Source organism: Janthinobacterium sp. GW822-FHT07H11 (assembly GCF_058798615.1).
Map to the genome: position 1 here is coordinate 4,685,159 of NZ_CM179507.1, position 20,057 is coordinate 4,705,215.

Genomic DNA, 20,057 nt, shown 5'->3' on the forward strand with positions numbered 1-20,057 from the left:
AATCAGGCATAGTCAGGCATAATTCAGCCAGGACGACAGCTATGCCGTGCAGGCAGCGAGGTGTGACGATGCAGTTCGAGGATTTCGACTTTTCCACCCCCGAGCCAGGCAAGCACGGCGAGGGTCCGCCTGGCGAGGGCGCCCCGGCCGCCACGGCCGTGCGCCTGCAATACCTGCTCGACAATACGCCCTCCATCATCTATTGCACCGTGCCCAGCGGCGACTTCAAGATGACCTTTGTCAGCAACAACGCCCTGAACGTGCTGGGCTACCCGCCCGAGGACATGGTGGCCGACCCCAACTTCTGGTTCGACCACATCCACCCCGACGATGCGCCCGGTATCTTTTCCAGCCTGGCGCAAATCTTCGTCGAAGGCGCGCGCGCCTATGAATACCGCTTCCGCGTGCGCGACGGCAGCTACCTGTGGATGCACGACAGCCTGCGCCTGGTGCGCGACGAGCACGGCGTGCCGTTCGAGGTGATCGGTTCGCTGACGGATATTACCGAACGCAAGCGCATGGAAGCGATGCTGCAGGCGCGCGGCGAAGAGCAGCAACTACTGATCAGCAAGTTGCAGGAAGCGCACGACCAGCTGCTGCAATCGGAAAAGATGGCGTCCATCGGCCAGCTGGCGGCCGGCATCGCGCATGAAATCAACAACCCGATCGGCTTCGTCAATTCGAACATGAGTTCGCTGCAAGCCTATGTCGGCACCCTGTTCGGCGTGATCGGGCAATATGAAGCGGCGATGCGCGAGACGCCCGACGGCCCGGCCCTGGCCGCCCGCGTGGCCGAGGTGCGCGCGCAGGCCGACCTGGCCTTCCTGCAGGACGACATGGTGGACCTGGTGCGCGAATCGATGGATGGCTTGAAGCGCGTGCGCGACATCGTGCAGGCGCTGAAGGATTTTTCCCACGTGGGCGAGACGGACTGGCAAGTGGCCAGCCTGCACGCGGGCCTGGACAGCACCTTGAACATCGTCGCCAACGAATTGAAATACAAGGCGCGCATCGAGAAACAGTACGGCGAACTGCCGCCGATACTGTGCCTGGCTTCGCAGCTGAACCAGGTCTTCATGAACCTGCTCGTCAACGCGGGCCAGGCCATCAGCAGCGACGGCGTGATCAGCATCCGCACGGGCCACGCGGGCGACTGGGTGTGGGTGGAAATCGGCGACACGGGCGCCGGCATCGCGCCCGAGCACCTGAACCGCATCTTCGAGCCGTTCTTCACCACCAAGGCCGTGGGCAGCGGCACGGGCCTGGGCCTGTCGCTGTCGTACGGCATCGTCAACAAGCACGGCGGGCGCATCGAGGTGGCCTCGGAAGTGGGCCAGGGCACGCGCTTTACCGTGCACCTGCCGCTGCAGCCGCCGGCAGCAAGCGCCTAGGCGTCCTTCACGGGCGCATACACGCGGATGCTCAGGCGCCCGCCATTCTTGCCTTCGAAGTCGAGCAGCTGGGCGATCACGCGGGCCGTCAGCACGTGTTCGGCCGCCAGCAGCATCAGGCCGTCGCGGCTGATCAGGTCGCGCGACAGCGTCATGCCCGGCTCCAGCTGGCCCGACAGCACGGTCAGGTCGCGCGCCGGCGGCTCGGTCTCCTCCATGATGCTGCGGAAGGCGGCCACCACGGCCGGGTCGTAGCGCTTGCCGACGCTGTCATAGATCAGGGTGCGGGCTTCCTCGGCGCGCAGGCTGCGCTGCACCATGGCGCCGATCTGCAAGCCATCGTAGTCGGATGCCAGCGCCAGGATGCGCGCGCCCATGGGAATGGCCAGGCCCACCATGCCATCGGGAAAGCCGCCGCCGTCGAAGCGCTCGAGCTGCGAGCGCAGGATCACGGAAACGGCGCGCAGTTCGTCGAGCGCCATCAGCAGCTGTTCCGCGCGCAGCGGATGCTTGCGGAAGGCGGCCAGCTGCTCGCCCGTCCAGGCGCTGGCCGGCAGTTCCAGCACGTCGTCGCTCAGGCTGAGCTTGCCAATATCCTTGAGCAGGGCCGCGATGAACACGTCGCGCGCCTCCTGCCCTTCCAGGCCCAGCGCCTGCGCCAGCTTGCGCGCCAGCTCCGCCACCCGCCGCGCATGGCCGGCCAGCTTGCCGCCGCGCATCTCGATCAGGTTGGAAAACACCTTGATCGTCGTCACGAACGTGGCCTTCAGGCGCTCGTTGGCCGCCTGTACCTCGTCGTGCGACTGTTTCAGCTGCTGCGTGCGCGTGGCCACCTTCGCTTCCAGGCTGGCGTTGAGCGCCTGCAGCTCCACGTTCTGGCTGGCCGTCAGCGCTTCCAGGCGCCGTTTTTCCTGCTCCAGCGCGCGCCGCTCCAGCGCATGGCGCACCACCAGCACGATATCGTTCTCGTCCCAGGGCTTGGTCACGTAGCGGTAGATCTCGCCCTGGTTGATGGCGTCGAGGATGGACTGGATGTCCGCATAACCGGTCAGCAGCAGGCGTATGGTGCCGGGCCAGCGCTGGCGCACCTGGGCCAGGAACTGCGCGCCGTCCATGTGCGGCATGCGCATGTCGGAAATGACCAGGTCCACCGTCTCGCTCTCGAGCAGGGCCAGACCGGCCGCGCCGCCATCGGCCGTCAGCACGCGGTAGCCGTGCGGGCGGAACAGCCGCCGCAGCGACGACAGGATATTCGGCTCGTCGTCGACGCACAGGATGGTGGGCGGCGCGGCCGCGGTGCTGGCGCTGGAACTGGTGCTCATGCTCATGCTGTCCTGTTCGGTCATGGTGCGACGGCCTGCGCCTGGCGCACGGGCAAGGTGATGCGGAAGGTGGTGCCGCGGCCGATGACGCTGCGCACGTCGATGCGGCCATGGTGTTTCTGCACCGTGGTGTAGGCCAGCGACAGGCCCAGTCCCGTGCCCTTGCCGACGGCCTTGGTGGTGAAGAACGGGTCGAAGATGCGCGACAGGTGTTCGGGCGCGATGCCGCTGCCCGTATCCTCGACCTCGATCCACACTTCCGTCGCGTTGTCGCTGCCCGTGCGCAGGGTGATGCGTCCGTGCGCCTCGCCCATGGCGTGGGCCGCATTGACGACCAGGTTCATGATTACCTGGTTCAGCTCGGAAGGCTGGCATTCGATATCGGGAATGTCGCCATACTCGCGCACCACGTCGGCCTTGTACTTGACTTCGTTATTCACGATATTGAGCGTGGTATCGATGCCCTGGCGCAGGTCGGCCCAGACCCATTCCTGGTGCGCATCGGTGCGCGAAAAGTCCTTCAGGTCCTGCACGATGCGGCGCACGCGCGAAATGCCTTCCTTCGACTCGCCCATCAGCATGGGAATGTCGCTGCGCAGGAAATCGAGGTCGATCTGTTCGCGCAGCGCGCGCAGGCGCGCCGCCACCACGGGATCGGCGACGGCCGGCTCGGCTTCCTCGTAGGCGTCGAGCATGCTGAACAGGTCGTCCAGATAGCCTTCCAGGGTGCCGACATTGGAAAATACATAACCGATGGGATTGTTGATCTCGTGCGCCACGCCGGCGGCCAGCTGGCCGATCGAGGCCAGTTTTTCCGACTGCAGCAACTTTTGCTGCGCCAGCGACAGCTTGCTGTTCAATTCCGTCAGTGCCAGGTTACGTTCGCGTAGTTCCAGATCGGCGATCTGGCGCTGGCGGATATCGTCGGCCAGGCGCTTGTTCATCTCGGCCAGCTGGGCCGTGCGCTTGGCCACCAGGTGTTCCAGGTTGGCGTGCGCCTTGCGCAGCGCGCTTTCCGCATTGCGCCGTTCGGTCACGTCGCGCAGGGTCTCGATGGCGCCCACCAGGCGGCCCTGGCGGTCACGCAGGGGCGCGGCCGTGAAGTGCAGCCAGTGGCCGTCGGTGCCGATATTGGCAAAGAAATCCTCGGCCTCGTAGGCGCCGGGGATCACGGTGGAGCGCTTCAGCTTGCCCAGGTACAGCTCATTCTCGCCCAGCGCGATATCGTCGGCCACCAGCAGGTCGGCCAGGCAGGCGCGCGGCAAGGGATAGAAGGCCTTCCAGTGGTCGCGCGTGCCCACCATTTCGGCGGCCGTAAAACCCAGCAGCTGCTCGCAGGCGCTGTTCCAGTGCGTCACCACGTGGCTGGTATCGATGGCAAAGGTGGCCACCGGGTGGCCGTCGAAGAAGGCCGACAGCGCGATCGAATCGCTCTGGCGCCGCTCCGGCAAGGCGGGCTGTGCCTGCCGTGTTTCTGGTGTCATGGCATTGTCCTTGTTCATGCCAGCATGATCCGGGACATTTCGTCGAAGGTGCGCTCGGTTTGCCGCAGCAGTGCGAACCAGGCCGCGTCGCTGAGCGCGACACTGCGCCAGCCCGCGGGCGACAGCGGCGGCACCAGCACCTCGTCCTGGCCCGACAGATCGAGCGCATGCGCCACGGCATTGGCCACGTGTATCACCAGCGGCAAGCCGCCGCCATCGAGCCGCCCGATGGCGTGGTGGTCGGCCACCGCCTGCTGTATCGCCGCGGGAAACTTCCAGTAGGCGGCCAGCGCGCTGCCCACCTGCGCGTGATCGATGCCGATGACGGCCAGTTCGGCATCGGCCATCTGGCTGTCGTGCTGCTGGCGATAGGCCCGGATGGCAGCATGCTCGGCGGGAAAGCGCGTCGCCAGCACCAGCGTGCCCAGGTCGTGCAGCAGGCCGGCCGTGAACGCCGTTTCGGGATTGGCATGCAGATGCGGCGCCAGCATGCGCGCGGCCACGGCGGTGCCCAGCGAATGGCGCCAGAATGCCTGGAAATCGAAGCCGTCGCCGTTGGGCGCGAAGCTGCCTGTCAGCGCGCAGGCCGTGACCACCGTGCGGATGCTGTGAAAGCCCAGCACGGACACGGCTTGCGGAATGCTGGTGACCTTCGACTGCATGCCATAGAACGAGGAATTGGCGATGCGCAGGGTCTTCGCCGCCAGCGCCTGGTCCAGTTCGATCTTCTGCGCCAGCACATGCACGTCGGTATCGTCCTGGTCTATGCTGGACAACAACTCCAGCACCACGGCCGGCAAGGACGGCAGCTCCTGGATCTGGCGCAGGATATGTTCAAAGCTGAGCGGCGTCATGGCTCACCATCCTGTCGGTAGCGCTGCAGCAAAGCCAGCAGTTCGGCGCCGGCCGAGTCCGGCGGGGTGGCGCGGAACAGGAGCTGCAGCCGCTCCAGCCTGTGCGCGCGTGCGCGCGCGGCCTGTTCCTGCGCGGCGGGGTCTGGCGGCGCGTCTTCTGCGTCGGCGACGATGCGGCACTGTTCCACGCCGCGCCGCCGCAAGGCGGCCAGGTTGCCCGCCGTCAAGGTGGCGCCCTGCGCCAGCAGTACCGCGCCGCCCGCGTCCGTCAGTGCCTGCGCCAGCACCATGCCTTCCTGCGCCGCGTCGAGCGCGATGTCGCGGCCGGCGGCGCTCATGACAAGGCTCCGCAGCGGCTCAGCGTCACCAGGCTGCCGCGCGATTGCGAGTGCGCGCCCATCGGATAGATGGCCACCGCATACGGCTGGCCGTCGATGGCGGCCAGGTGCTGTGCCCCCGCGCCGCCAGCGGCCTGCTGGTCGGCGAACAGGTGCGGCAGGACCACGGCCGCCTCGTTGCCGAGCAGGGCCGCGCCCCGCTCGAACAGGGTGGCGGCCGCCGCGTTGATGAAGGCGATCATGCCTTCGTCGTCGAGGCCGATCACGGGCAGCGGCAGGAATTGCAGCAGTTCGCGCGCGATACTCAGGCTGACCTCGTCGCGGCTGATCTGGTGCTGCTGCTGGCTCACCAGCACCTGCATCGAGGCGTTGGCGGCCGCCAGCGCCTGGTTGGCTTCGCGCAACTGCTCGTTCAGCCGCACGTTATCATCGTCTATCCCTTTCAGGCGGAACGCTTCGGCGATATGCTCGCGCAACTGCTGGTCATCCCAGGGCTTGGTGAGGAACTTGAAGATGGCGCCTTCGTTGACGGCATCGGTGACGGCCTGCAGCTCGGTATAGCCTGACAGCATGATGCGTATGGTCTGCGGATACAGCAGCTTGGCCTTGCGCAGGAAGTCGGCGCCCAGCATGCCCGGCATGCGCTGGTCCGAGACGATCACGTCGACCGGATGGCTGGCCAGCACCTCCAGCCCCTCCTGGCCGCTGCCGGCCGTGAGGATGCGGTACTGGTCGCGCCGCAGCAGGCGCTTCAGTGCCGAGACGATGTTTTGCTCGTCATCGACCAGCAGCAGGGTGCGCGGCGGCGGCGCGGGCGCCGGCCCGCCGCCCGCCGCCCCTCCGCCAGCGCCTGGCGTCACATGCTCGTCGTGCACATCCATCGGATCATCCTGTCATCGCCACGGCGACATCGGGCCTGCCTGGAAAGAGAAACGCGCTGTGCGGCAATGCATTGCGCAACAGCTTGCTTTTATGAACCACCTTGACGGAAATTATACGGCTAAATGTTCCTTGATGGCACTTGTCATGTGCTGGCGGGGCAAGGCATGTCGCGGTAAAACAAAAAACCGCCCAGGCCGATGGCCCTGGTGCCGGCTGTCACGCCATAGACCAGCGTATGCTTGTCCGCCTCGATGCGCAGCAGATTCTGGTGCTGCACGATTTGCGCGTGCGACAGCTCCAGCGATGGCGTCGGCGCCAGCGCCAGGCGCAATTCGCCCTTGGCGGCGTCATACGCCCAGCGGCCGGGGTTATAGAAGGCGAAACCGCCATCGAAACGCAGGCTGCCATCCTTGAACTGGGTCAGGCAAATGCCGGGGAATTCGCTGGGCGGGTTATACCAGGTGGCGGCCACGGCGCCCTTGCCCGCCACGCCCGGCATGGCTTGCCCCGTGCCGGACAGGCCGGCACAGCCTGCCAACAGCGCCAGCGCCGCCAGCGTTCCCGCCATGATGATAGTCTTGCGCTGCATGTTCATCCCGTTTCATTGCCGTATGGAATGACCATCTTAGTCCGGGATGGCCGGCCGTTCAAGCGGCCAGCGCACATAAGACCGATTTAATTGCCCCCGGCCGCCTTCGCGGCCATGGCAGCCGCCTCGCGCAATTTGTCCTTCTTGCTCTTGCGCGCACCCTTCACGCCGCCGTTGACGGTATCGGTCGCGGCGCTGACCGGCGCCGGCAGTTCCGTCGGCTCGAAACCGGCCACCACTTCGCGCACGATGCGCAAGTCGTTGCGGTTTTCGATCAGACGGAAATGCGCTTCCGTATCGGCCGTGACGAAACTGATGGCCGTGCCGCTTTCGCCGGCGCGGCCCGTGCGGCCGATGCGGTGCGTGTAGTCGACGGCCGAGCGTGGCAAGTCGTAGTTGACGACGGCCGGCAAGCCGGCGATGTCGATGCCGCGCGCGGCCACGTCGGTGGCCACCAGTACCTGCAAGCGCCCCGCCTTGAAGTCGGCCAGCAGCTGGCTGCGCGTGCCCTGGCTGAATTCGCCATGGAAGGCGCCCACGTGCAGGCCCGCGCGCTGCAGCTTGTCGGCCACGTGTTCGGCCGCATACTTGGTGGCGACGAACACCAGCACCCGCTCCCACTGCTGCTGCAGGATCAGGTAGCGCAGCAGCTGCGTGCGGCGCGACACGTCGACCGTGATGGCGCGCTGCACGATGTCGGGCTTGTCCTGCGGCTCGGACGCCACCTCGATGCGCACGGGGTCCTGCAGCAGGCTGCCGGCCAGCGCCTGCACGCTGGCGGGGAAGGTGGCGGAAAAGAACAGGTTTTGCCGTTGCTGGGGCAGCAGCGCCAGGATGGCGTTGATCTCGTCGCTGAAACCCATGTCGAGCAGGCGGTCCGCCTCGTCGAGGACAAACAGCGACACGCCGCCCAGTTTCACGGCATTCTGGCGCACCAGGTCGAGCAAGCGGCCCGGCGTGGCGACGACGATGTCGGCGCCGCCGCGCAAGTCCATCATCTGCGGATTGATCGACACGCCGCCGAACAGCACGGACATCTTCAGTTTAATGGGCAGCGGCTTGGCCAGCGCGTGCACCGTCTGCCCCACTTGCGCGGCCAGCTCGCGCGTGGGCACGAGGATCAGCGCGCGCACCTGGCGCGGGCCGGCAACGGGCGCCATCAGCGCCTGCAGCAGCGGCAGCGCGTAGGCGGCCGTCTTGCCGGAACCCGTCTGCGCGGCGCCCAGCACGTCGCTGCCGCGCAGGATGGCGGGAATGGCGGCCGCCTGGATGGCCGTCGGCGCGGCATAGCCGGCCTTCTCGACGGCGCGGACCAGGGCGGGAATCAGACCCAGGGAAGAAAATGGCATAGCGGGCCTTCTTTATTCATGAAGTGAGACCGGCCGCGAATGGCGGCCGGTCGGGATATGGCGACAGTATAAGGCAGACCGCTATTGGCGTGGCATTTGCAGCTTCGGATGGCCCGTTTCATCGTAGCCCGGCATGCCGCGCCGGATCGCATGCGAAAAGTCCGCATCGTCGTTGGCCGCGCGCGCGCGCGCCGTGACGTGGCCGCCCTCGCGCAGCTGCTGGAAGCTCAGGCCGGGCACCAGGCCCTTGACGTCGAACAGATAGCGGTCCAGGTAGCCGGAGGCCAGCAGGCGATAGTCGAGCGGCAGGCCCGGCACGATGCGGCGCACCATCTCGAAGACGATGGTGGTGCAGTTGGCCGTCACGGTATTGTAGAAGCGCGGCTGGTCCTTCAGCGCCTGCGCCTCGTCCAGGTAGGCGAGGAACAGCGAACGCATGGCCGCTTTCGGCATCATCACGCGGTACAGCTGCATGTCTTCGCCGCGCGCATTCGTGCGCACGCGCAGGATGTCGCGCTCGTCGGCGGCCACCAGGCTCATCTCGAAATGCTTGAAGAAGCCGCCGATGGCGGAAAAGCTCTCGCCCTTTTCCTTGCGGATTTCGATGGAAAACGTCAAGAAACGCCCGTCGGCGAAGCCGAACGAGATCAGCGTATGCGCGATATACGGTCCCGTCCAGTACGACAGGGCCGCGTCGACCGTGCGCAGCTCGTCGAGGTCGTAGCTGCGGCGCTCCCACCTGACCGTGTAGTCGTCATCGCTGCGCCAGTCGAAATTGCGCACATTGTCCAGGGTGGCGACATTGCCCTTCACGCTGCCCGTGACGTTGCGCGCCACGTCGTCGGCCCACACGCGCTGCTGCTTCGGCGCGATCAGGCTCCACCACACGAGCAGCAGGATAAAACCGGCCGCATACGGCAGCAGCACGCGCGCGTCGCCGCGCGCCCACCACAGCGCCACGCTGGCCACGCCCAGCGCGCCCCACAGCAGGGCGCCGATGGCTTGCGCCGCCGTGCCGCCGGACAGCTGGTACCACAGCGCCAGCGCGCCCCACAGGGCAGTCAGCAGGAGAATCAGGGAAACGGCCATTTTGCCGACGGTGGCCAGCACGGAGCGGGCACGCAGTGATAAGAAAGTCATGCCGTGATTATAGGGGCAAGTGAAGATGTGCAAGTATCTCGGACGCGCCAGCCTATCATCGCTGGCGCCAGCCAGAGGCTAGAATGGCGGCATCGCCATCTTGTCGAAAGCGCCACCATGCATGCTGCCATCCCCATCCTGCGCATCTTTTCCGAAGAAAAAGCGCGCGAATTCTACCTCGGCTTCCTCGGTTTTACCCTGGACTGGGAACATCGCTTCGAGTCCACGGCGCCGCTGTACCTGCAGGTAACGCGCGGCCATCTCGTGCTGCACCTGAGCGAGCACTACGGCGACGCCACGCCGGGCGCGGCGCTGCTGATCCCCGTCGACGACGTCGCCGCCCTGCACGCGGAATTGCGCGACAGGGATTATCCGTATGCGCGGCCCGGCATCCGCGACGAGGACTGGGGCCGCATCCTGGAAGTGGCGGACCCGTTCGGCAACCGGCTGCGCTTCTGGCAGCGCGCCCCATAACGCCACGCTGCGCCCGGTGCGCGCCACGCAGACAGCCAAAGTGCGCGCTTTTGTCAACGTCACGCGCGCTCGGTGAGCGCCGGAATCAGCCACGGAGGCCGAATCAGGTTAAACTACAACATTGCGATATGGCAATATTATGGGGGAGTAAGTTTTGCTAGTCATACTCGGATTTATCGTCGTGCTGTTTTCCGTCTTCGGCGGCTTCGCCTTGCAGGGCGGCCACCTGGCGGCCCTGTTCCAGCCGCTGGAGCTGCTGATGATCGGCGGCGCCGCGCTGGGCACCTTTTTTGTCGGCAACGATGCCAAGGCCATCCGCGCCACGTTCGCCGCCATTCCCACCCTGTTCCACGGTTCGCAATACACGAAATCGCGCTACATGGAACTGATGGGCCTGATGTATGAAGTACTCAGCAAGATCCGCAAGGAAGGCCTGATGTCGATCGAGGACGATATTGACGACCCTTACCGCAGCGCCATCTTCATCAAGTATCCCTACACGCTGGGCGACGAGCATATCCTGGAATTCATCACCGATTACCTGCGCCTGATGGTGTCGGGCAATATGGATGCCTACCAGATCGAAAACCTGATGGATAACGAGATCGAGACGCACCATGAGGATGCGGAAATGCCGATCCAGACGATTTCGCAGCTGGCCGACGCCATGCCCGCCTTCGGCATCGTGGCCGCCGTGATGGGCGTGGTGCACACGATGGCATCCGTCGGCCTGCCGCCGGCCGAGCTCGGCGTGCTGATCGCGCAGGCGCTGGTGGGCACCTTCATCGGCATCCTGCTGGCCTACGGTTTCATCGCGCCGCTGGCCAGCTTGCTGCGCCGCAAGCACCATGAAACGTCGAAGATGTACCAGTGCGTGAAAGTGACCTTATTGGCCAGCCTGAACGGCTACGCCCCGGCGCTGGCCGTGGAATTCGGCCGCAAGGTCATTTCCGCCACGGAACGCCCCTCGTTCAGCGAACTGGAAAACCACGTGCGCCAGGTGCGCACGAAGAACTAGGCACGATAGCCGAGCCGCCTCGGCCGGGACTCAGGACTTGCCCCCGATGCCGGCGGCGGCGCTGGCGCGCGCCAGGCTTGAGCGCGCGCCGGCCACCGCGCGCAGCCGTTCTTCCAGGTAGGCGCTCACGCGCGGATGCTGGCTGAAGGCGACGTTGAAGCGGATGTGCCGGTCGGGCGTGTCGTTGGCCGAGAACGCGGCGCCGCGCATCAGCAGGATCTTGTTGCGGTAGGCGTCCTGCACCAGCAAGTCCACGTCCAGCCCTGCGGGCATGCTGCCCCACAGGAAAATGCCCGCGTCGCCGGGCTGCTCGAACAGCACGCCGGCCGCGCTCAGCTGCCGCGTGCTGGCATTGCGCGCCACCATGATCTTGCGTTGCAGCCGCTCCAGGTGCTTGCGCAGGTTGCCGGCCTTGAGCACTTCCAGCAGCACGTATTCGTTCAGCGCCGGCAAGGTCATGATGGAATGGATCTTGGTGCGCATCAAGAGCTTGAGCAGGGAAGGCGCCGCGGCCAGGTAGCCCATGCGCAGGGCCGGGCTCAGCGCCTTGCACAGGCTCGAGTAGTAGATCACGCCGTCCAGCCCGGACAGCGACGCGAGCCGCGTGCTGTGGCCCGGCTGGAAATGGCCGTGCACGTCGTCTTCGGCGATCAGGAAGCCGTACTGCTGCGCCATGATCAGCACCTTGTGCAGGTTGGCGGCGCTGCTGCTCCACCCGGTGGGATTGTGCAAGGCCGTCTGCACGAACAGCAGGCGCGGACGGTGCGCGCGGCAGGCCGCTTCCAGTTCGTCCAGGTCGAGGCCGTCGGGGCGGCGCGTGATGGGCACCAGGCGCACGCCATCCTGGCGCAGCCGGCCGAACATCAGGAAGTATCCGGGGTCTTCCACCAGCACCGTGTCGCCGGGCTGCAGGAAGGTGCGGCAGATCAGGTCGATGGCATGGGTGCCGCCGAACGTGGTGAGGATGTGGCCGGCGTCCGCGGCGATGCCGATGCCGCGCAGCAGCAGCGCGATCTGCTCGCGCAGTTCGGCCAGCCCTTGCGGCGGGCAGCGCGAGGCCATGCCGGCCGCGCTGCGCGCCAGGCCGCGTTGCACGGCCGCCGCCGGCAGCGCATCCTGCAGCCAGGTGGGCGGCAAGGCGCCGCTGCTGGCCAGCAGCACACCCGGCCGCTGGTCGTTCACTTGCTGGCTCAGCCAGACCGGCTCCTGCTCCTGTCCCGCTTCCAGCGCCACCTCGTCGGGAATGGCGCGGCCGGCGTCAGCCGGTGCGCGGACGAAGAAGCCTGCCGTGCCGTGCGTATCGATGACGCCTGCAGCCACCAGCCGGTCATACGCGACCACCACGGTGTTGGTGCTCACCGCAAGCTGCGTGGCGAGCTGGCGGATCGACGGCAGCCTGGTCCCGCCAGGCAGCACGCGTTGCGCGATCTGCTGGCGCAAGGCGGCCTCGATCTGCTTGAACAGGGCAATGGGGGAGGAGCGGTCGATGGCGAACATGGGGGAAGTCTAACGTAAAAACGTCACGGCCAGGACCAGCAGGATGGCGCCCATCGCCAGATTGAAGATGCGCTGGTTGCGCGGCGCCGTCAGCACGCTGCGGATCGACACGCCGAACAGCGCCCACATGGCGTTGCACGGCGTGCCCACCACGGTGCCGGTCACGGACACCAGCAGCGCGCTGGCGAGCATATTGCCGTGCGCAGGCATGAAGACCGACGCCATGGTGATCGCCTTGAGCCAGCTCTTCGGGTTCAGCGCCTGAAACAGCGCCGCCTGCGCCAACGACACGGCCTTCGGCGCGCCGCTTCCCGCCACCGAGGCACCGGCCAGCTTCCAGGCCAAAAACATCAGGTACAGCGCGCCCGCGATGCGCAGTACCTGCTGCGCCATCGGGTACGCGACGAACACGCTGCCCAGCCCCACGCACATGAGCATGGTCTGCACAAAGAGGCCGGCCTGGATGCCGAGGATGACCGGCAGCGCCCCGCGATAGCCGAAATTGGCGCCGGTGGTGGCCAGCATGACGTTGTTCGGCCCGGGCGTGGCGGACATCACAAAGCAATAGCTCATCAGGGGCAGGAGTTCGGTCATGGCGGGCAGTCGCAGTGTGGAGAAGGCCCCAGTCTAGGAGCGCGGCGCGGCAGCGACAAGGCACAAGGCGGCGCGCACCAGCACATGCTGTATCAGTCGAACCACTGCTACAGGGCGATACGGGCCGCCCCGCCCAGGCCCCTGCCACGACCCATCGGGTTCTCATATGCCAGGAAGCATGGAGCAAAACTGGGCTAGCGGCGGCGCTTTACCCCAATGGCACCGTCCGCTTTCGGCCCAGGCTGTGTGAAAACTCCAAATCTCAAAATATTCGTGGGTAGGATTACCATTCCCAACACCGAGAAAACGGCGTAGCGCGCGTTTTGAGAGGCCGATTTTTGAAGGACCAGAATTTTTCTGCGTTTTCACACAGCCTGGCCCCTAAGCGGACGGTCGAACAGTGGCCAATCGTGGTTGCGCATTGATGAATAGAACCAGATCACGAACCGTATTTACCCTCCCGTAGAAAGGGTTGTTTTCGGTCTCATCGAGCGAGTATCCCGACCGCGCGGCAATGTCCGCCAACAAGTCCTCGATGTCGTCAGAATCTATGTGCAAGTCGTCCAGGAGCATGTCTGACGCGCGCACTGGGAAGGCCGGGCTGTATGACTTCATCAGTCGCTGGATCTCCTGATGTGCTGCACGAATGACCCAAGTATCCACATGTCTAGTAGAGAAACTCCGTGCAAACGTACATATGGATTCCTCGTCACGGATGCTGCACACCGCTTCAAATCTGCGCTTTTCCTGTTTGTTGATGACGGTCAGATAAGCACAAAGCGCAAGGAGCAGAAACGCGGTGATACACCGCGCGACGTTCGACAAGGAATAGACAAAATACCCAAATCCCATCAACAAAGCTCCCAGCAGACATACCCACGAGAAGTCTTTCTCGCTTCGATGTGGAACAAGTCTTGACGGAGAACGCATAATATTCACCTTGTCGATAGGTTAAAGCAAAGGTCCGCTTATGGCCGGTTGCCGCCGTTGCCAGGTTCCGCTTGAGGAAATTCACCCCGCTGCAAGCACTATAAATCCTAGAGGCCCATAACAGCCTCGAAGAGATGACGAACCCAATCCCTAAACGCGAGGCGTTTGGACTCTCGTTGCCTCAGCCGATGCATCAACAACCACGTTGCATACAAGGCGATCATAACGGCGCACGCTACACTGATGATGGCTGTGAAGATCTGTATAACTGGAAGCATAACCATCTGTCCTCATTCTCACTACTTCCGCTTCTGGCCGGTTGCCGTCATTGGCAGGTTCCGCCAGATACCGGACGGTCTGAATGATTCAGTGCACGAAGTTGCTGCCTTCGAAACCAGCAAGAGGTTGGGTCCGGTGCACGAAGTCCTCTGACTGCCATTTACGGCGTCGTCGCCGTCTCCTCCGGGCAGCTGAGCTCGTCCTCCTGCGTATACAAGGTCATCGGCACGCGCTGGCCGTCGACTTCCAGCTCGCGCACCTTCGGCGGCACCAGCTGGAATTCGCCCGCCTGCAGCTTTTCGCGCAGGGGCTTGCAGCGCAGGGCGTCCGTGGGGATTTGCCCGCGCGCGGTCCAGCTGCCATCGTCCTTTTCCGCCAGCAAGACCGACGAGGCACGCGGGTCATTGCTGATGAGCAGCACTTCCGGCTTGCCGTCACCGTCGAAATCGAGCAGGTAGGCGTCGCATTGCTGCCCTGCCCGCTTCAAACAGGCGGGCAGGCGCCAAGCCGGGCCCACTTGCGTCCAGTCCTGGCGCAGGAAGCTGTCCGGCAATTTCGCCGTGGCCGGGCGCAGGGTCAGGTTGATCGACACGTCACTGAGTGCGCCCGTCTCGTCGAGGCGGTTCTGGCGCTTGAGCATGGCGTCGGCGCGGGCCCGCACGATGGCCGCATCCGGCCCCGTCGTGCGTTTGCTCAACTCCTGCAGGGCCGCCTGGCCATAGCGGGCGCCCTCGAAGCGCAGGTATTCGAAATCGAACTTGTCCACGCCCACCTTGCCGCTGTCCAGGCGCGCCATCTGGCTGGCCACGGAAATGCGCGCCGGGTCCGCCAGCGGCGAGAACAGGGCGAACAGCACCAGCAGGGTGACGAAGGCGGTGGCCACGTTGACGTTGGCGATCAGGTGCAGCCAGTCGCCATACTTGCTGGCCGCCCAGGCATAGCCGACGGCGTAGCAGGTGGCGATCAAGAGGCAGGCGCAAGCGATCAGGCGGTCGGCCGTCCAGCCATGCGACATCACGCGCAGGGTCAGCGCATAGATGGCGATGCCCACCACCCACGGCAGCAGCAGGCACGCCAGGCGCGTGCCGAGGCGGATGCCGCGCGCCACGCCATGGCCCACTTCGCCATTCTGGAAGGCGGCATTGATCAGCACCACCAGCACGCCGGCCATGCCCAGCAGCACGGACGCCGCATGGCGCGTGGCCCACAGGCGCTCGAAGCCGATGAATGGCAGGGTCAGCAGAAAGCCGGAGACCAGCACGGCGGCGATCGGCACCAGCCACGACAGCAGCACCAGCAGCAAGGTGCGGATGCCGCGCACGATGGACGGGCGCACGTCCGTGATGTGGATGGCAAACGAAAACGCGAAGCAGATGACGGGAATCACGAACCAGGCCTGGCCCAGCAGCTTTTTCAGGAAACTGAGCTTGATCAGCAGGAACAATTGCCCGCCCAGCCACAGCACCAGCCACAGGACCAGCACGAACAGCAGGGAAAACAGCAATTGAATGCCCAGCTTCCAGGCGATTTCAAAATAGGTCGGGTAACGGGCGATGCGCCGGCCATCCTGGGCGCTGGCCAGCACCAGCGCGTGGGCGATATAAAATCCCACCACGCAAAAACCGAACAGCTGGGCGGAAATCACGCGCAGCGGCGCACCGGGCTTGTAATTGCCCCAGATCACGTGTTCGGCGCCGCGCGCCACGTCGTGCCAGGCCAGCACGGCCAGCACGGCGGCCGCGCCCGCCATCCACAGGGCGATGCGCTTGAGTGACATGTGGCCCAGGCTGGACACCAGCAGGATGGGCAGCAGCAAGCTGATCAGCATCAAGGGGCCCAGCAGGTAGGCTTCCGTGGCGGGCCACACCTTGTCTTGCGCCGTGCTGTACAGCCAGTACAGCAGCAAGCCTTGCAGCAGGCCCGTCACCAGGCGCGTCACCGCGATGCGCGGCGCCACCACCGGATCGAGCAACGCCATGTTTTTTCCTGCGGCATCTTGCTGCATAATCATTCCCTTAGAGTCGTTCATTGCAGTCATTGTTGCACTGCGAGCACGGCCATTATTGCATTTCGTTATCGTCATCTCAACAGCGATTCGCGCGCGCGCCCTTCCCGCCCGGCCCCGGCGCGGTGCAATGGCAAGCTTTGCGCCAGGCCCCAGGCCAGTTCCGGCACCAGGAACAGCCACAGCAGGGGCTGGCCCGTGACCAGCAAGGCCCACGCCATCCACGTGGAAAACAGGTAGCGGGCCGCCGCGTCGTAGCGGCCGAAGCGCGGCTGCGGGTCGAGCACGCGCAGCACCGACCAGACCATCACCACGCTGCCAAACAAGCTGCTGATCAGCAGATGCAAGGGCTCGAAGAGCGGCAGCGGCACGCCGCCCAGCGACGCATTGACGGCGCTCAAGTGCTCGCGCAGCAGCAAAAATGTCCACGGCGTGGTAAACGGGGCAATCATGAGCACATCATAAATGGCGCTGGCGCGCACTACGCGGCGGAAGGCGGAAACGGACAACATGGCAACTCCTGTCGTTGGAAAGCGCCCATGATCAAGCCTGGAGTACACTCCATGGTCAAGCATTTTATGAAAGAAAAGAACCATGCAGATCGGCGAGATGGCGCAGGCGACGGGCTTGAGCCGCGATACCCTGCGCTTTTATGAAAAGCGCGGCTTGCTGCGCGCGCGGCGCGGCGCGAATGGCTACCGCGACTACCCGCCCGAGGCGGCCGACTGGCTGCGCTACCTGCGCACGGCGCAGCAGCTAGGCTTTACCCTGGCCGAAATCGAGGCCGACATGCCGCTGCTGGCCGCCGCCGGCGATCCGGCCACGGCGGAGCTGCTGCGCGCGGCGCTGGCGCGCAAGCTGGGCGACATCGACGCGCGCATCGCGGGGCTGACGCAGTTGCGCGGTGAACTGGTGCGGCGCATGGAACCGCAGATGGCGGCCTGTCCATTGCGGGGAGGCGCCGATGGAAGCCGCTAAATTACTGCCGTGGCTGCTGTTGCTGGGCGCGGGCGGCGCGCAGGGCACCCCCCTGTCCTGCGGCGACTTCCTGTCCCGGCTGGGGCAAAAACCCGCCTACCTTGTCTACCAGGGTTGCCAGCAAAACAGGGAACGCCAGGGCCAGCCGTTCGAGGCGCGCTACCAGGTGGATGGCAAGCATGCGCGGCAGGCGGAAGCCTACCTGCGGCGCGCGTATGGCTTGCCCAGGCTGAAGCGCTATTGCTGCGTCTGGGACAGCACGCCCCATTCCTGGCGCGACCGCCGCACGGGCTACGGCTATATATTAGGCATGGCCACGGAAGAAACGCCGGTCCGGACGCGCAAGGCCTGGCCGCAGGTCGAGCGCTTTTTCGTGCAGGTCGACGGCTACGCGCAAGACCCCTGACATAAAAAAAACCGCCTGTGCGACGCAGCAGGCGGTCTTGATCCTGGAACCAGGCCGGACTTACTTGGCGGCCTTGCGGCGGCGCAGGAAACCCATCAGGCCCAGGCCGGCCAGCAGCATGGCATAGGTTTCCGGCTCCGGCACGGCGGACGTCACGGAAACGTTGTCGATGACGGCGCCCGAGAAATTGTCGAACGGCGTGCCGGCCTTGGCGGCGCTGGCAAACGACAGGGTGGCCAGGCCGGTGGAAACGGCCGTGAAGCTCAGGGTATTGCTGTACAAGGTATTCGAAGCGGCAGCCGTCGAGTAGAAAGCCTGCGTCACGCCGCCGAAATTGACGGCCACGCCCTGGCCTGCCGGACCGCCGGAATTGCGCGCCATGTCAAAGGCCAGGTTGTAGGTCTGGCCGGCCACGACATTGAAGCTCTGCGACAGGAAGCCCGGACCTGGCGTGCCCAGCATGTCGATGCTGTAGCCGTTGATGGCGTTGTAGGCATTGCGGATCAGGTCGACCGACGAGGCGCCCACCGTCCAGCCGCCGATGGCCGAGGAACCGCCATTGACCACATGGAAGCCGCTGGAAAACGTGTAGCCGGGCGCGACCGACTCAAAATCGCCATTCGCGATCAGGTTGACGGGGCTGGCGCTGGCGCTGGCAGCAGCAAACAGGGCAATGACGGCGGCGGCGATGGTAGCGATTCTCATGATCAATTTTCCTTGCTTTATATACATTAAAGTTACCTTAAGTGAAATAATATCGCAGCTTGAAGGCAAAGCAAAGAACTTTCCAAAAATATAGCGAATATGGCCAATTTGTAATCGACTGCCTGTGGATGCCAGGCCACAAGCGACAAAAAAACCACAGGGACGGTTGTCCGCTGTGGTTTTTCCATGGGCGGGGATGTGCCTCCCCTGCCCGTCTCCCCTGCCTGCATGCAAGCGATGTTCAGGCGACTTTCTGCGCGTCGAAGAATTGCTCGTCTTCCGTCGAACCGTGCAAGGCCGTCGTCGAGCTCCGGCCCTGCTGGATGGCCTGGGTCACGGCATCGAAATAGCCGGTGCCCACCTCGCGCTGGTGCTTGACGGCCGTAAAGCCTTTTGCCGCAGCGGCGAATTCCGCTTCCTGCAATTCCACGAAGGCCGACATCTGCTTGCGCGCATAGCCGTGCGCCAGGTTGAACATGCCGTAGTTCAGCGCATGGAAGCCGGCCAGGGTGATGAACTGGAATTTGTAGCCCATGGCGCCCAGCTCCTTCTGGAACTTGGCGATGGTGGCATCGTCGAGGTTTTTCTTCCAGTTGAACGAAGGCGAGCAGTTATACGCGAGCATCTTGCCGGGGAACTGAGCATGCACGGCTTCGGCGAATTTCTTCGCAAACAACAGGTCCGGCTTGCCCGTTTCACACCACACGAGGTCGGCGTACGGCGCATACGCGAGCGCGCGCGCGACCGCCTGCTCGAGGCCGGCGCGCGTCTTGTAGTAGCCTTCCACCGTGCGCTCGCCCGTGCAGAAGGGCTGGTCGTTGACATCCACGTCGGATGTCAGCAGGTCGCCCGCTTCCGCATCGGTGCGGGCGATCACCAGGGTCGAGACGCCCATGACGTCGGCCGCCAGGCGCGCGGCCGTCAGCTTTTCCACCGCTTCGCGCGACGGCACCAGCACCTTGCCGCCCATGTGGCCGCATTTCTTGACGGACGCCAGCTGGTCTTCGAAATGCACGCCGGCCGCGCCCGCCTCTATCATGGACTTCATCAGTTCATAGGCGTTCAGCACGCCGCCGAAGCCCGCTTCCGCATCGGCCACGATGGGGGCGAAAAAATCGATGTCTTGCTTGCCTTCCGACCACTGGATCTGGTCGGCGCGGGTGAAGGTGTTATTGATGCGCCTGACGACGGTGGGCACGGAATTGGCCGGGTACAGCGACTGGTCCGGATACATTTCGCCGGCATTGTTGGCGTCGCCAGCCACTTGCCAGCCTGACAGGTAGATTGCCTTCAGGCCCGCCTTGACCTGCTGCATCGCCTGGTTGCCCGTCAGCGCGCCCAGCGCATGGACGAACGGTTCATTGCCCAGCAAATGCCAGAGTTTTTCCGCGCCGCGCCGCGCCAGCGTGTGTTCGATCCGCAGGGAGCCGCGCAGGCGCACCACGTCGGCGGCCGTGTAGTTGCGTACGACACCTTTCCAGCGTGGATTGGTATCCCAGTCTGCCTGCAGGGCTGCTATCTGCTGTTCACGAGTGGCCATGGCGCTCTCCTATTCAATGCAACGTTAAAAACGAAATCCGTGAAAACAATAATAGGGCGGTTTGTGCGAAGCAGCAATAGTCTTATATAAGACACATGACTAAAATTTTATGCATGAAAATCATCGGCTTAACTATTATTTTTCATGATGCGGGACGAAATTTCTCTGCATGGAAGTATCTGGACGGCAGGCGTCGCCACATCATTTCGCAATGCGGAACGTGATACGCCGTGATGAAAAATGTGGCGGGCGGCAGCGATACCAGCATACAGCCCGGCTCGC

19 protein-coding genes are annotated in these 20,057 nt (G+C 64.6%); 5 read left to right on the forward strand and 14 right to left on the reverse strand.

The genetic code is table 11. The annotated features are described in order from the left end of the window. Positions 1 to 68 precede the first annotated feature (68 nt). Positions 69 to 1,391 carry an ATP-binding protein gene (locus AC3RCJ_RS20615; protein ID WP_492960731.1) on the forward strand — a complete coding sequence of 441 codons (1,323 nt, stop codon included), beginning with the start codon at positions 69 to 71 and terminating at the stop codon, positions 1,389 to 1,391. Here the strand turns inward: AC3RCJ_RS20615 and nosR are convergent. The 8 genes from nosR to AC3RCJ_RS20655 all read right to left on the reverse strand — a co-directional run bounded on the left by nosR (position 1,388) and on the right by AC3RCJ_RS20655 (position 9,349). Then, a complete protein-coding gene (nosR, locus tag AC3RCJ_RS20620; protein ID WP_492960530.1) occupies positions 1,388 to 2,713 on the reverse strand; it encodes a response regulator c-di-GMP phosphodiesterase, NosR family in 1,326 nt (441 codons plus the stop codon). The two genes, AC3RCJ_RS20615 and nosR, sit on opposite strands and share 4 nt — an antisense overlap. Positions 2,714 to 2,733: 20 nt before the next feature. Beyond that, entirely contained in the window at positions 2,734 to 4,197 is a 1,464-nt protein-coding gene (locus tag AC3RCJ_RS20625; RefSeq protein ID WP_492960532.1) for an ATP-binding protein, read from the reverse strand. 14 nt (positions 4,198 to 4,211) lie between these two features. Next, the gene (locus AC3RCJ_RS20630) at positions 4,212 to 5,051 is read right to left on the reverse strand and encodes an HDOD domain-containing protein (RefSeq protein ID WP_492960534.1); all 840 of its coding nucleotides are present in this window, start codon (positions 5,049 to 5,051) and stop codon (positions 4,212 to 4,214) included. Then, positions 5,048 to 5,389 (reverse strand): hypothetical protein, encoded by a 342-nt coding sequence (locus AC3RCJ_RS20635; RefSeq protein ID WP_492960536.1) that lies wholly within the window; start codon positions 5,387 to 5,389, stop codon positions 5,048 to 5,050. Before AC3RCJ_RS20635 ends, AC3RCJ_RS20630 begins: the two co-directional genes overlap by 4 nt. Then, positions 5,386 to 6,270, reverse strand: coding sequence for a response regulator (locus AC3RCJ_RS20640; RefSeq protein ID WP_492960538.1), 885 nt, complete (start codon positions 6,268 to 6,270; stop codon positions 5,386 to 5,388). The genes AC3RCJ_RS20635 and AC3RCJ_RS20640 overlap by 4 nt, the downstream gene beginning before the upstream one ends. Before the next feature lie 143 nt (positions 6,271 to 6,413). After that, on the reverse strand, positions 6,414 to 6,860 hold the full coding sequence (locus tag AC3RCJ_RS20645; RefSeq protein ID WP_492960540.1) for a hypothetical protein: 447 nt from the start codon (positions 6,858 to 6,860) through the stop codon (positions 6,414 to 6,416). An 86-nt stretch (positions 6,861 to 6,946) separates the two neighbouring features. Then, positions 6,947 to 8,209, reverse strand: coding sequence for a DEAD/DEAH box helicase (locus tag AC3RCJ_RS20650; RefSeq protein WP_492960542.1), 1,263 nt, complete (start codon positions 8,207 to 8,209; stop codon positions 6,947 to 6,949). Between the two features lie 81 nt (positions 8,210 to 8,290). Further along, complete coding sequence (locus tag AC3RCJ_RS20655) at positions 8,291 to 9,349, reverse strand: Lnb N-terminal periplasmic domain-containing protein (RefSeq protein ID WP_492960544.1); 1,059 nt, start codon at positions 9,347 to 9,349, stop codon at positions 8,291 to 8,293. Positions 9,350 to 9,466: 117 nt separating this feature from the next. Here AC3RCJ_RS20655 and AC3RCJ_RS20660 point away from each other — a divergent pair, with 117 nt between their 5' ends. Next, positions 9,467 to 9,823 (forward strand): glyoxalase superfamily protein, encoded by a 357-nt coding sequence (locus AC3RCJ_RS20660; RefSeq protein WP_492960546.1) that lies wholly within the window; start codon positions 9,467 to 9,469, stop codon positions 9,821 to 9,823. Between the two features lie 154 nt (positions 9,824 to 9,977). After that, positions 9,978 to 10,841: a flagellar motor stator protein MotA gene (gene motA / locus AC3RCJ_RS20665; RefSeq protein WP_492960548.1), complete on the forward strand. Its 864-nt coding sequence runs from the start codon at positions 9,978 to 9,980 to the stop codon at positions 10,839 to 10,841. Positions 10,842 to 10,871: 30 nt separating this feature from the next. Here motA and AC3RCJ_RS20670 read toward each other — a convergent pair whose 3' ends face one another. The 4 genes from AC3RCJ_RS20670 to AC3RCJ_RS20685 form a co-directional block, all read right to left on the reverse strand. Next, the gene (locus tag AC3RCJ_RS20670) at positions 10,872 to 12,338 is read right to left on the reverse strand and encodes an aminotransferase-like domain-containing protein (RefSeq protein ID WP_492960550.1); all 1,467 of its coding nucleotides are present in this window, start codon (positions 12,336 to 12,338) and stop codon (positions 10,872 to 10,874) included. 9 nt (positions 12,339 to 12,347) lie between these two features. Then, positions 12,348 to 12,932, reverse strand: a complete 585-nt coding sequence (locus tag AC3RCJ_RS20675) for a LysE family translocator (RefSeq protein WP_492960552.1) — start codon at positions 12,930 to 12,932, stop codon at positions 12,348 to 12,350. A 1,369-nt stretch (positions 12,933 to 14,301) separates the two neighbouring features. Then, the gene (locus tag AC3RCJ_RS20680; protein WP_492960554.1) at positions 14,302 to 16,119 is read right to left on the reverse strand and encodes a DUF4153 domain-containing protein; all 1,818 of its coding nucleotides are present in this window, start codon (positions 16,117 to 16,119) and stop codon (positions 14,302 to 14,304) included. Positions 16,120 to 16,220: 101 nt separating this feature from the next. Further along, on the reverse strand, positions 16,221 to 16,658 hold the full coding sequence (locus AC3RCJ_RS20685; RefSeq protein ID WP_492960556.1) for a hypothetical protein: 438 nt from the start codon (positions 16,656 to 16,658) through the stop codon (positions 16,221 to 16,223). An 82-nt stretch (positions 16,659 to 16,740) separates the two neighbouring features. On the opposite strand from AC3RCJ_RS20685, the gene AC3RCJ_RS20690 reads away from it, so the two are divergent. Then, complete coding sequence (locus tag AC3RCJ_RS20690) at positions 16,741 to 17,124, forward strand: MerR family transcriptional regulator (protein WP_492960558.1); 384 nt, start codon at positions 16,741 to 16,743, stop codon at positions 17,122 to 17,124. Further along, positions 17,111 to 17,530, forward strand: coding sequence for a DUF4952 domain-containing protein (locus AC3RCJ_RS20695; RefSeq protein WP_492960560.1), 420 nt, complete (start codon positions 17,111 to 17,113; stop codon positions 17,528 to 17,530). Before AC3RCJ_RS20690 ends, AC3RCJ_RS20695 begins: the two co-directional genes overlap by 14 nt. Positions 17,531 to 17,590: 60 nt before the next feature. Here AC3RCJ_RS20695 and AC3RCJ_RS20700 read toward each other — a convergent pair whose 3' ends face one another. After that, the gene (locus tag AC3RCJ_RS20700; RefSeq protein WP_492960562.1) at positions 17,591 to 18,235 is read right to left on the reverse strand and encodes a choice-of-anchor C family protein; all 645 of its coding nucleotides are present in this window, start codon (positions 18,233 to 18,235) and stop codon (positions 17,591 to 17,593) included. A gap of 241 nt (positions 18,236 to 18,476) precedes the next feature. Continuing rightward, positions 18,477 to 19,775, reverse strand: a complete 1,299-nt coding sequence (gene aceA, locus AC3RCJ_RS20705; RefSeq protein ID WP_492960564.1) for an isocitrate lyase — start codon at positions 19,773 to 19,775, stop codon at positions 18,477 to 18,479. Positions 19,776 to 20,057 lie beyond the last annotated feature (282 nt).

What these genes read in the sequence shown, in the direction of transcription:
- AC3RCJ_RS20645 (WP_492960540.1), bottom strand. Translation starts at nt 6,860, where the DNA reads ATGCAGCGCAAGACTATCATCATGGCGGGAACGCTGGCGGCGCTGGCG.
- AC3RCJ_RS20680 (WP_492960554.1), bottom strand. Translation starts at nt 16,119, where the DNA reads ATGGCGTTGCTCGATCCGGTGGTGGCGCCGCGCATCGCGGTGACGCGC.
- AC3RCJ_RS20650 (WP_492960542.1), bottom strand. Translation starts at nt 8,209, where the DNA reads ATGCCATTTTCTTCCCTGGGTCTGATTCCCGCCCTGGTCCGCGCCGTC.
- aceA (WP_492960564.1), bottom strand. Translation starts at nt 19,775, where the DNA reads ATGGCCACTCGTGAACAGCAGATAGCAGCCCTGCAGGCAGACTGGGAT.
- AC3RCJ_RS20640 (WP_492960538.1), bottom strand. Translation starts at nt 6,270, where the DNA reads ATGGATGTGCACGACGAGCATGTGACGCCAGGCGCTGGCGGAGGGGCG.
- AC3RCJ_RS20670 (WP_492960550.1), bottom strand. Translation starts at nt 12,338, where the DNA reads ATGTTCGCCATCGACCGCTCCTCCCCCATTGCCCTGTTCAAGCAGATC.
- AC3RCJ_RS20660 (WP_492960546.1), top strand. Translation starts at nt 9,467, where the DNA reads ATGCATGCTGCCATCCCCATCCTGCGCATCTTTTCCGAAGAAAAAGCG.
- AC3RCJ_RS20685 (WP_492960556.1), bottom strand. Translation starts at nt 16,658, where the DNA reads ATGTTGTCCGTTTCCGCCTTCCGCCGCGTAGTGCGCGCCAGCGCCATT.
- AC3RCJ_RS20690 (WP_492960558.1), top strand. Translation starts at nt 16,741, where the DNA reads ATGCAGATCGGCGAGATGGCGCAGGCGACGGGCTTGAGCCGCGATACC.
- AC3RCJ_RS20630 (WP_492960534.1), bottom strand. Translation starts at nt 5,051, where the DNA reads ATGACGCCGCTCAGCTTTGAACATATCCTGCGCCAGATCCAGGAGCTG.
- AC3RCJ_RS20700 (WP_492960562.1), bottom strand. Translation starts at nt 18,235, where the DNA reads ATGAGAATCGCTACCATCGCCGCCGCCGTCATTGCCCTGTTTGCTGCT.
- AC3RCJ_RS20625 (WP_492960532.1), bottom strand. Translation starts at nt 4,197, where the DNA reads ATGACACCAGAAACACGGCAGGCACAGCCCGCCTTGCCGGAGCGGCGC.
- AC3RCJ_RS20695 (WP_492960560.1), top strand. Translation starts at nt 17,111, where the DNA reads ATGGAAGCCGCTAAATTACTGCCGTGGCTGCTGTTGCTGGGCGCGGGC.
- AC3RCJ_RS20675 (WP_492960552.1), bottom strand. Translation starts at nt 12,932, where the DNA reads ATGACCGAACTCCTGCCCCTGATGAGCTATTGCTTTGTGATGTCCGCC.
- nosR (WP_492960530.1), bottom strand. Translation starts at nt 2,713, where the DNA reads ATGAGCACCAGTTCCAGCGCCAGCACCGCGGCCGCGCCGCCCACCATC.
- AC3RCJ_RS20615 (WP_492960731.1), top strand. Translation starts at nt 69, where the DNA reads ATGCAGTTCGAGGATTTCGACTTTTCCACCCCCGAGCCAGGCAAGCAC.
- AC3RCJ_RS20635 (WP_492960536.1), bottom strand. Translation starts at nt 5,389, where the DNA reads ATGAGCGCCGCCGGCCGCGACATCGCGCTCGACGCGGCGCAGGAAGGC.
- AC3RCJ_RS20655 (WP_492960544.1), bottom strand. Translation starts at nt 9,349, where the DNA reads ATGACTTTCTTATCACTGCGTGCCCGCTCCGTGCTGGCCACCGTCGGC.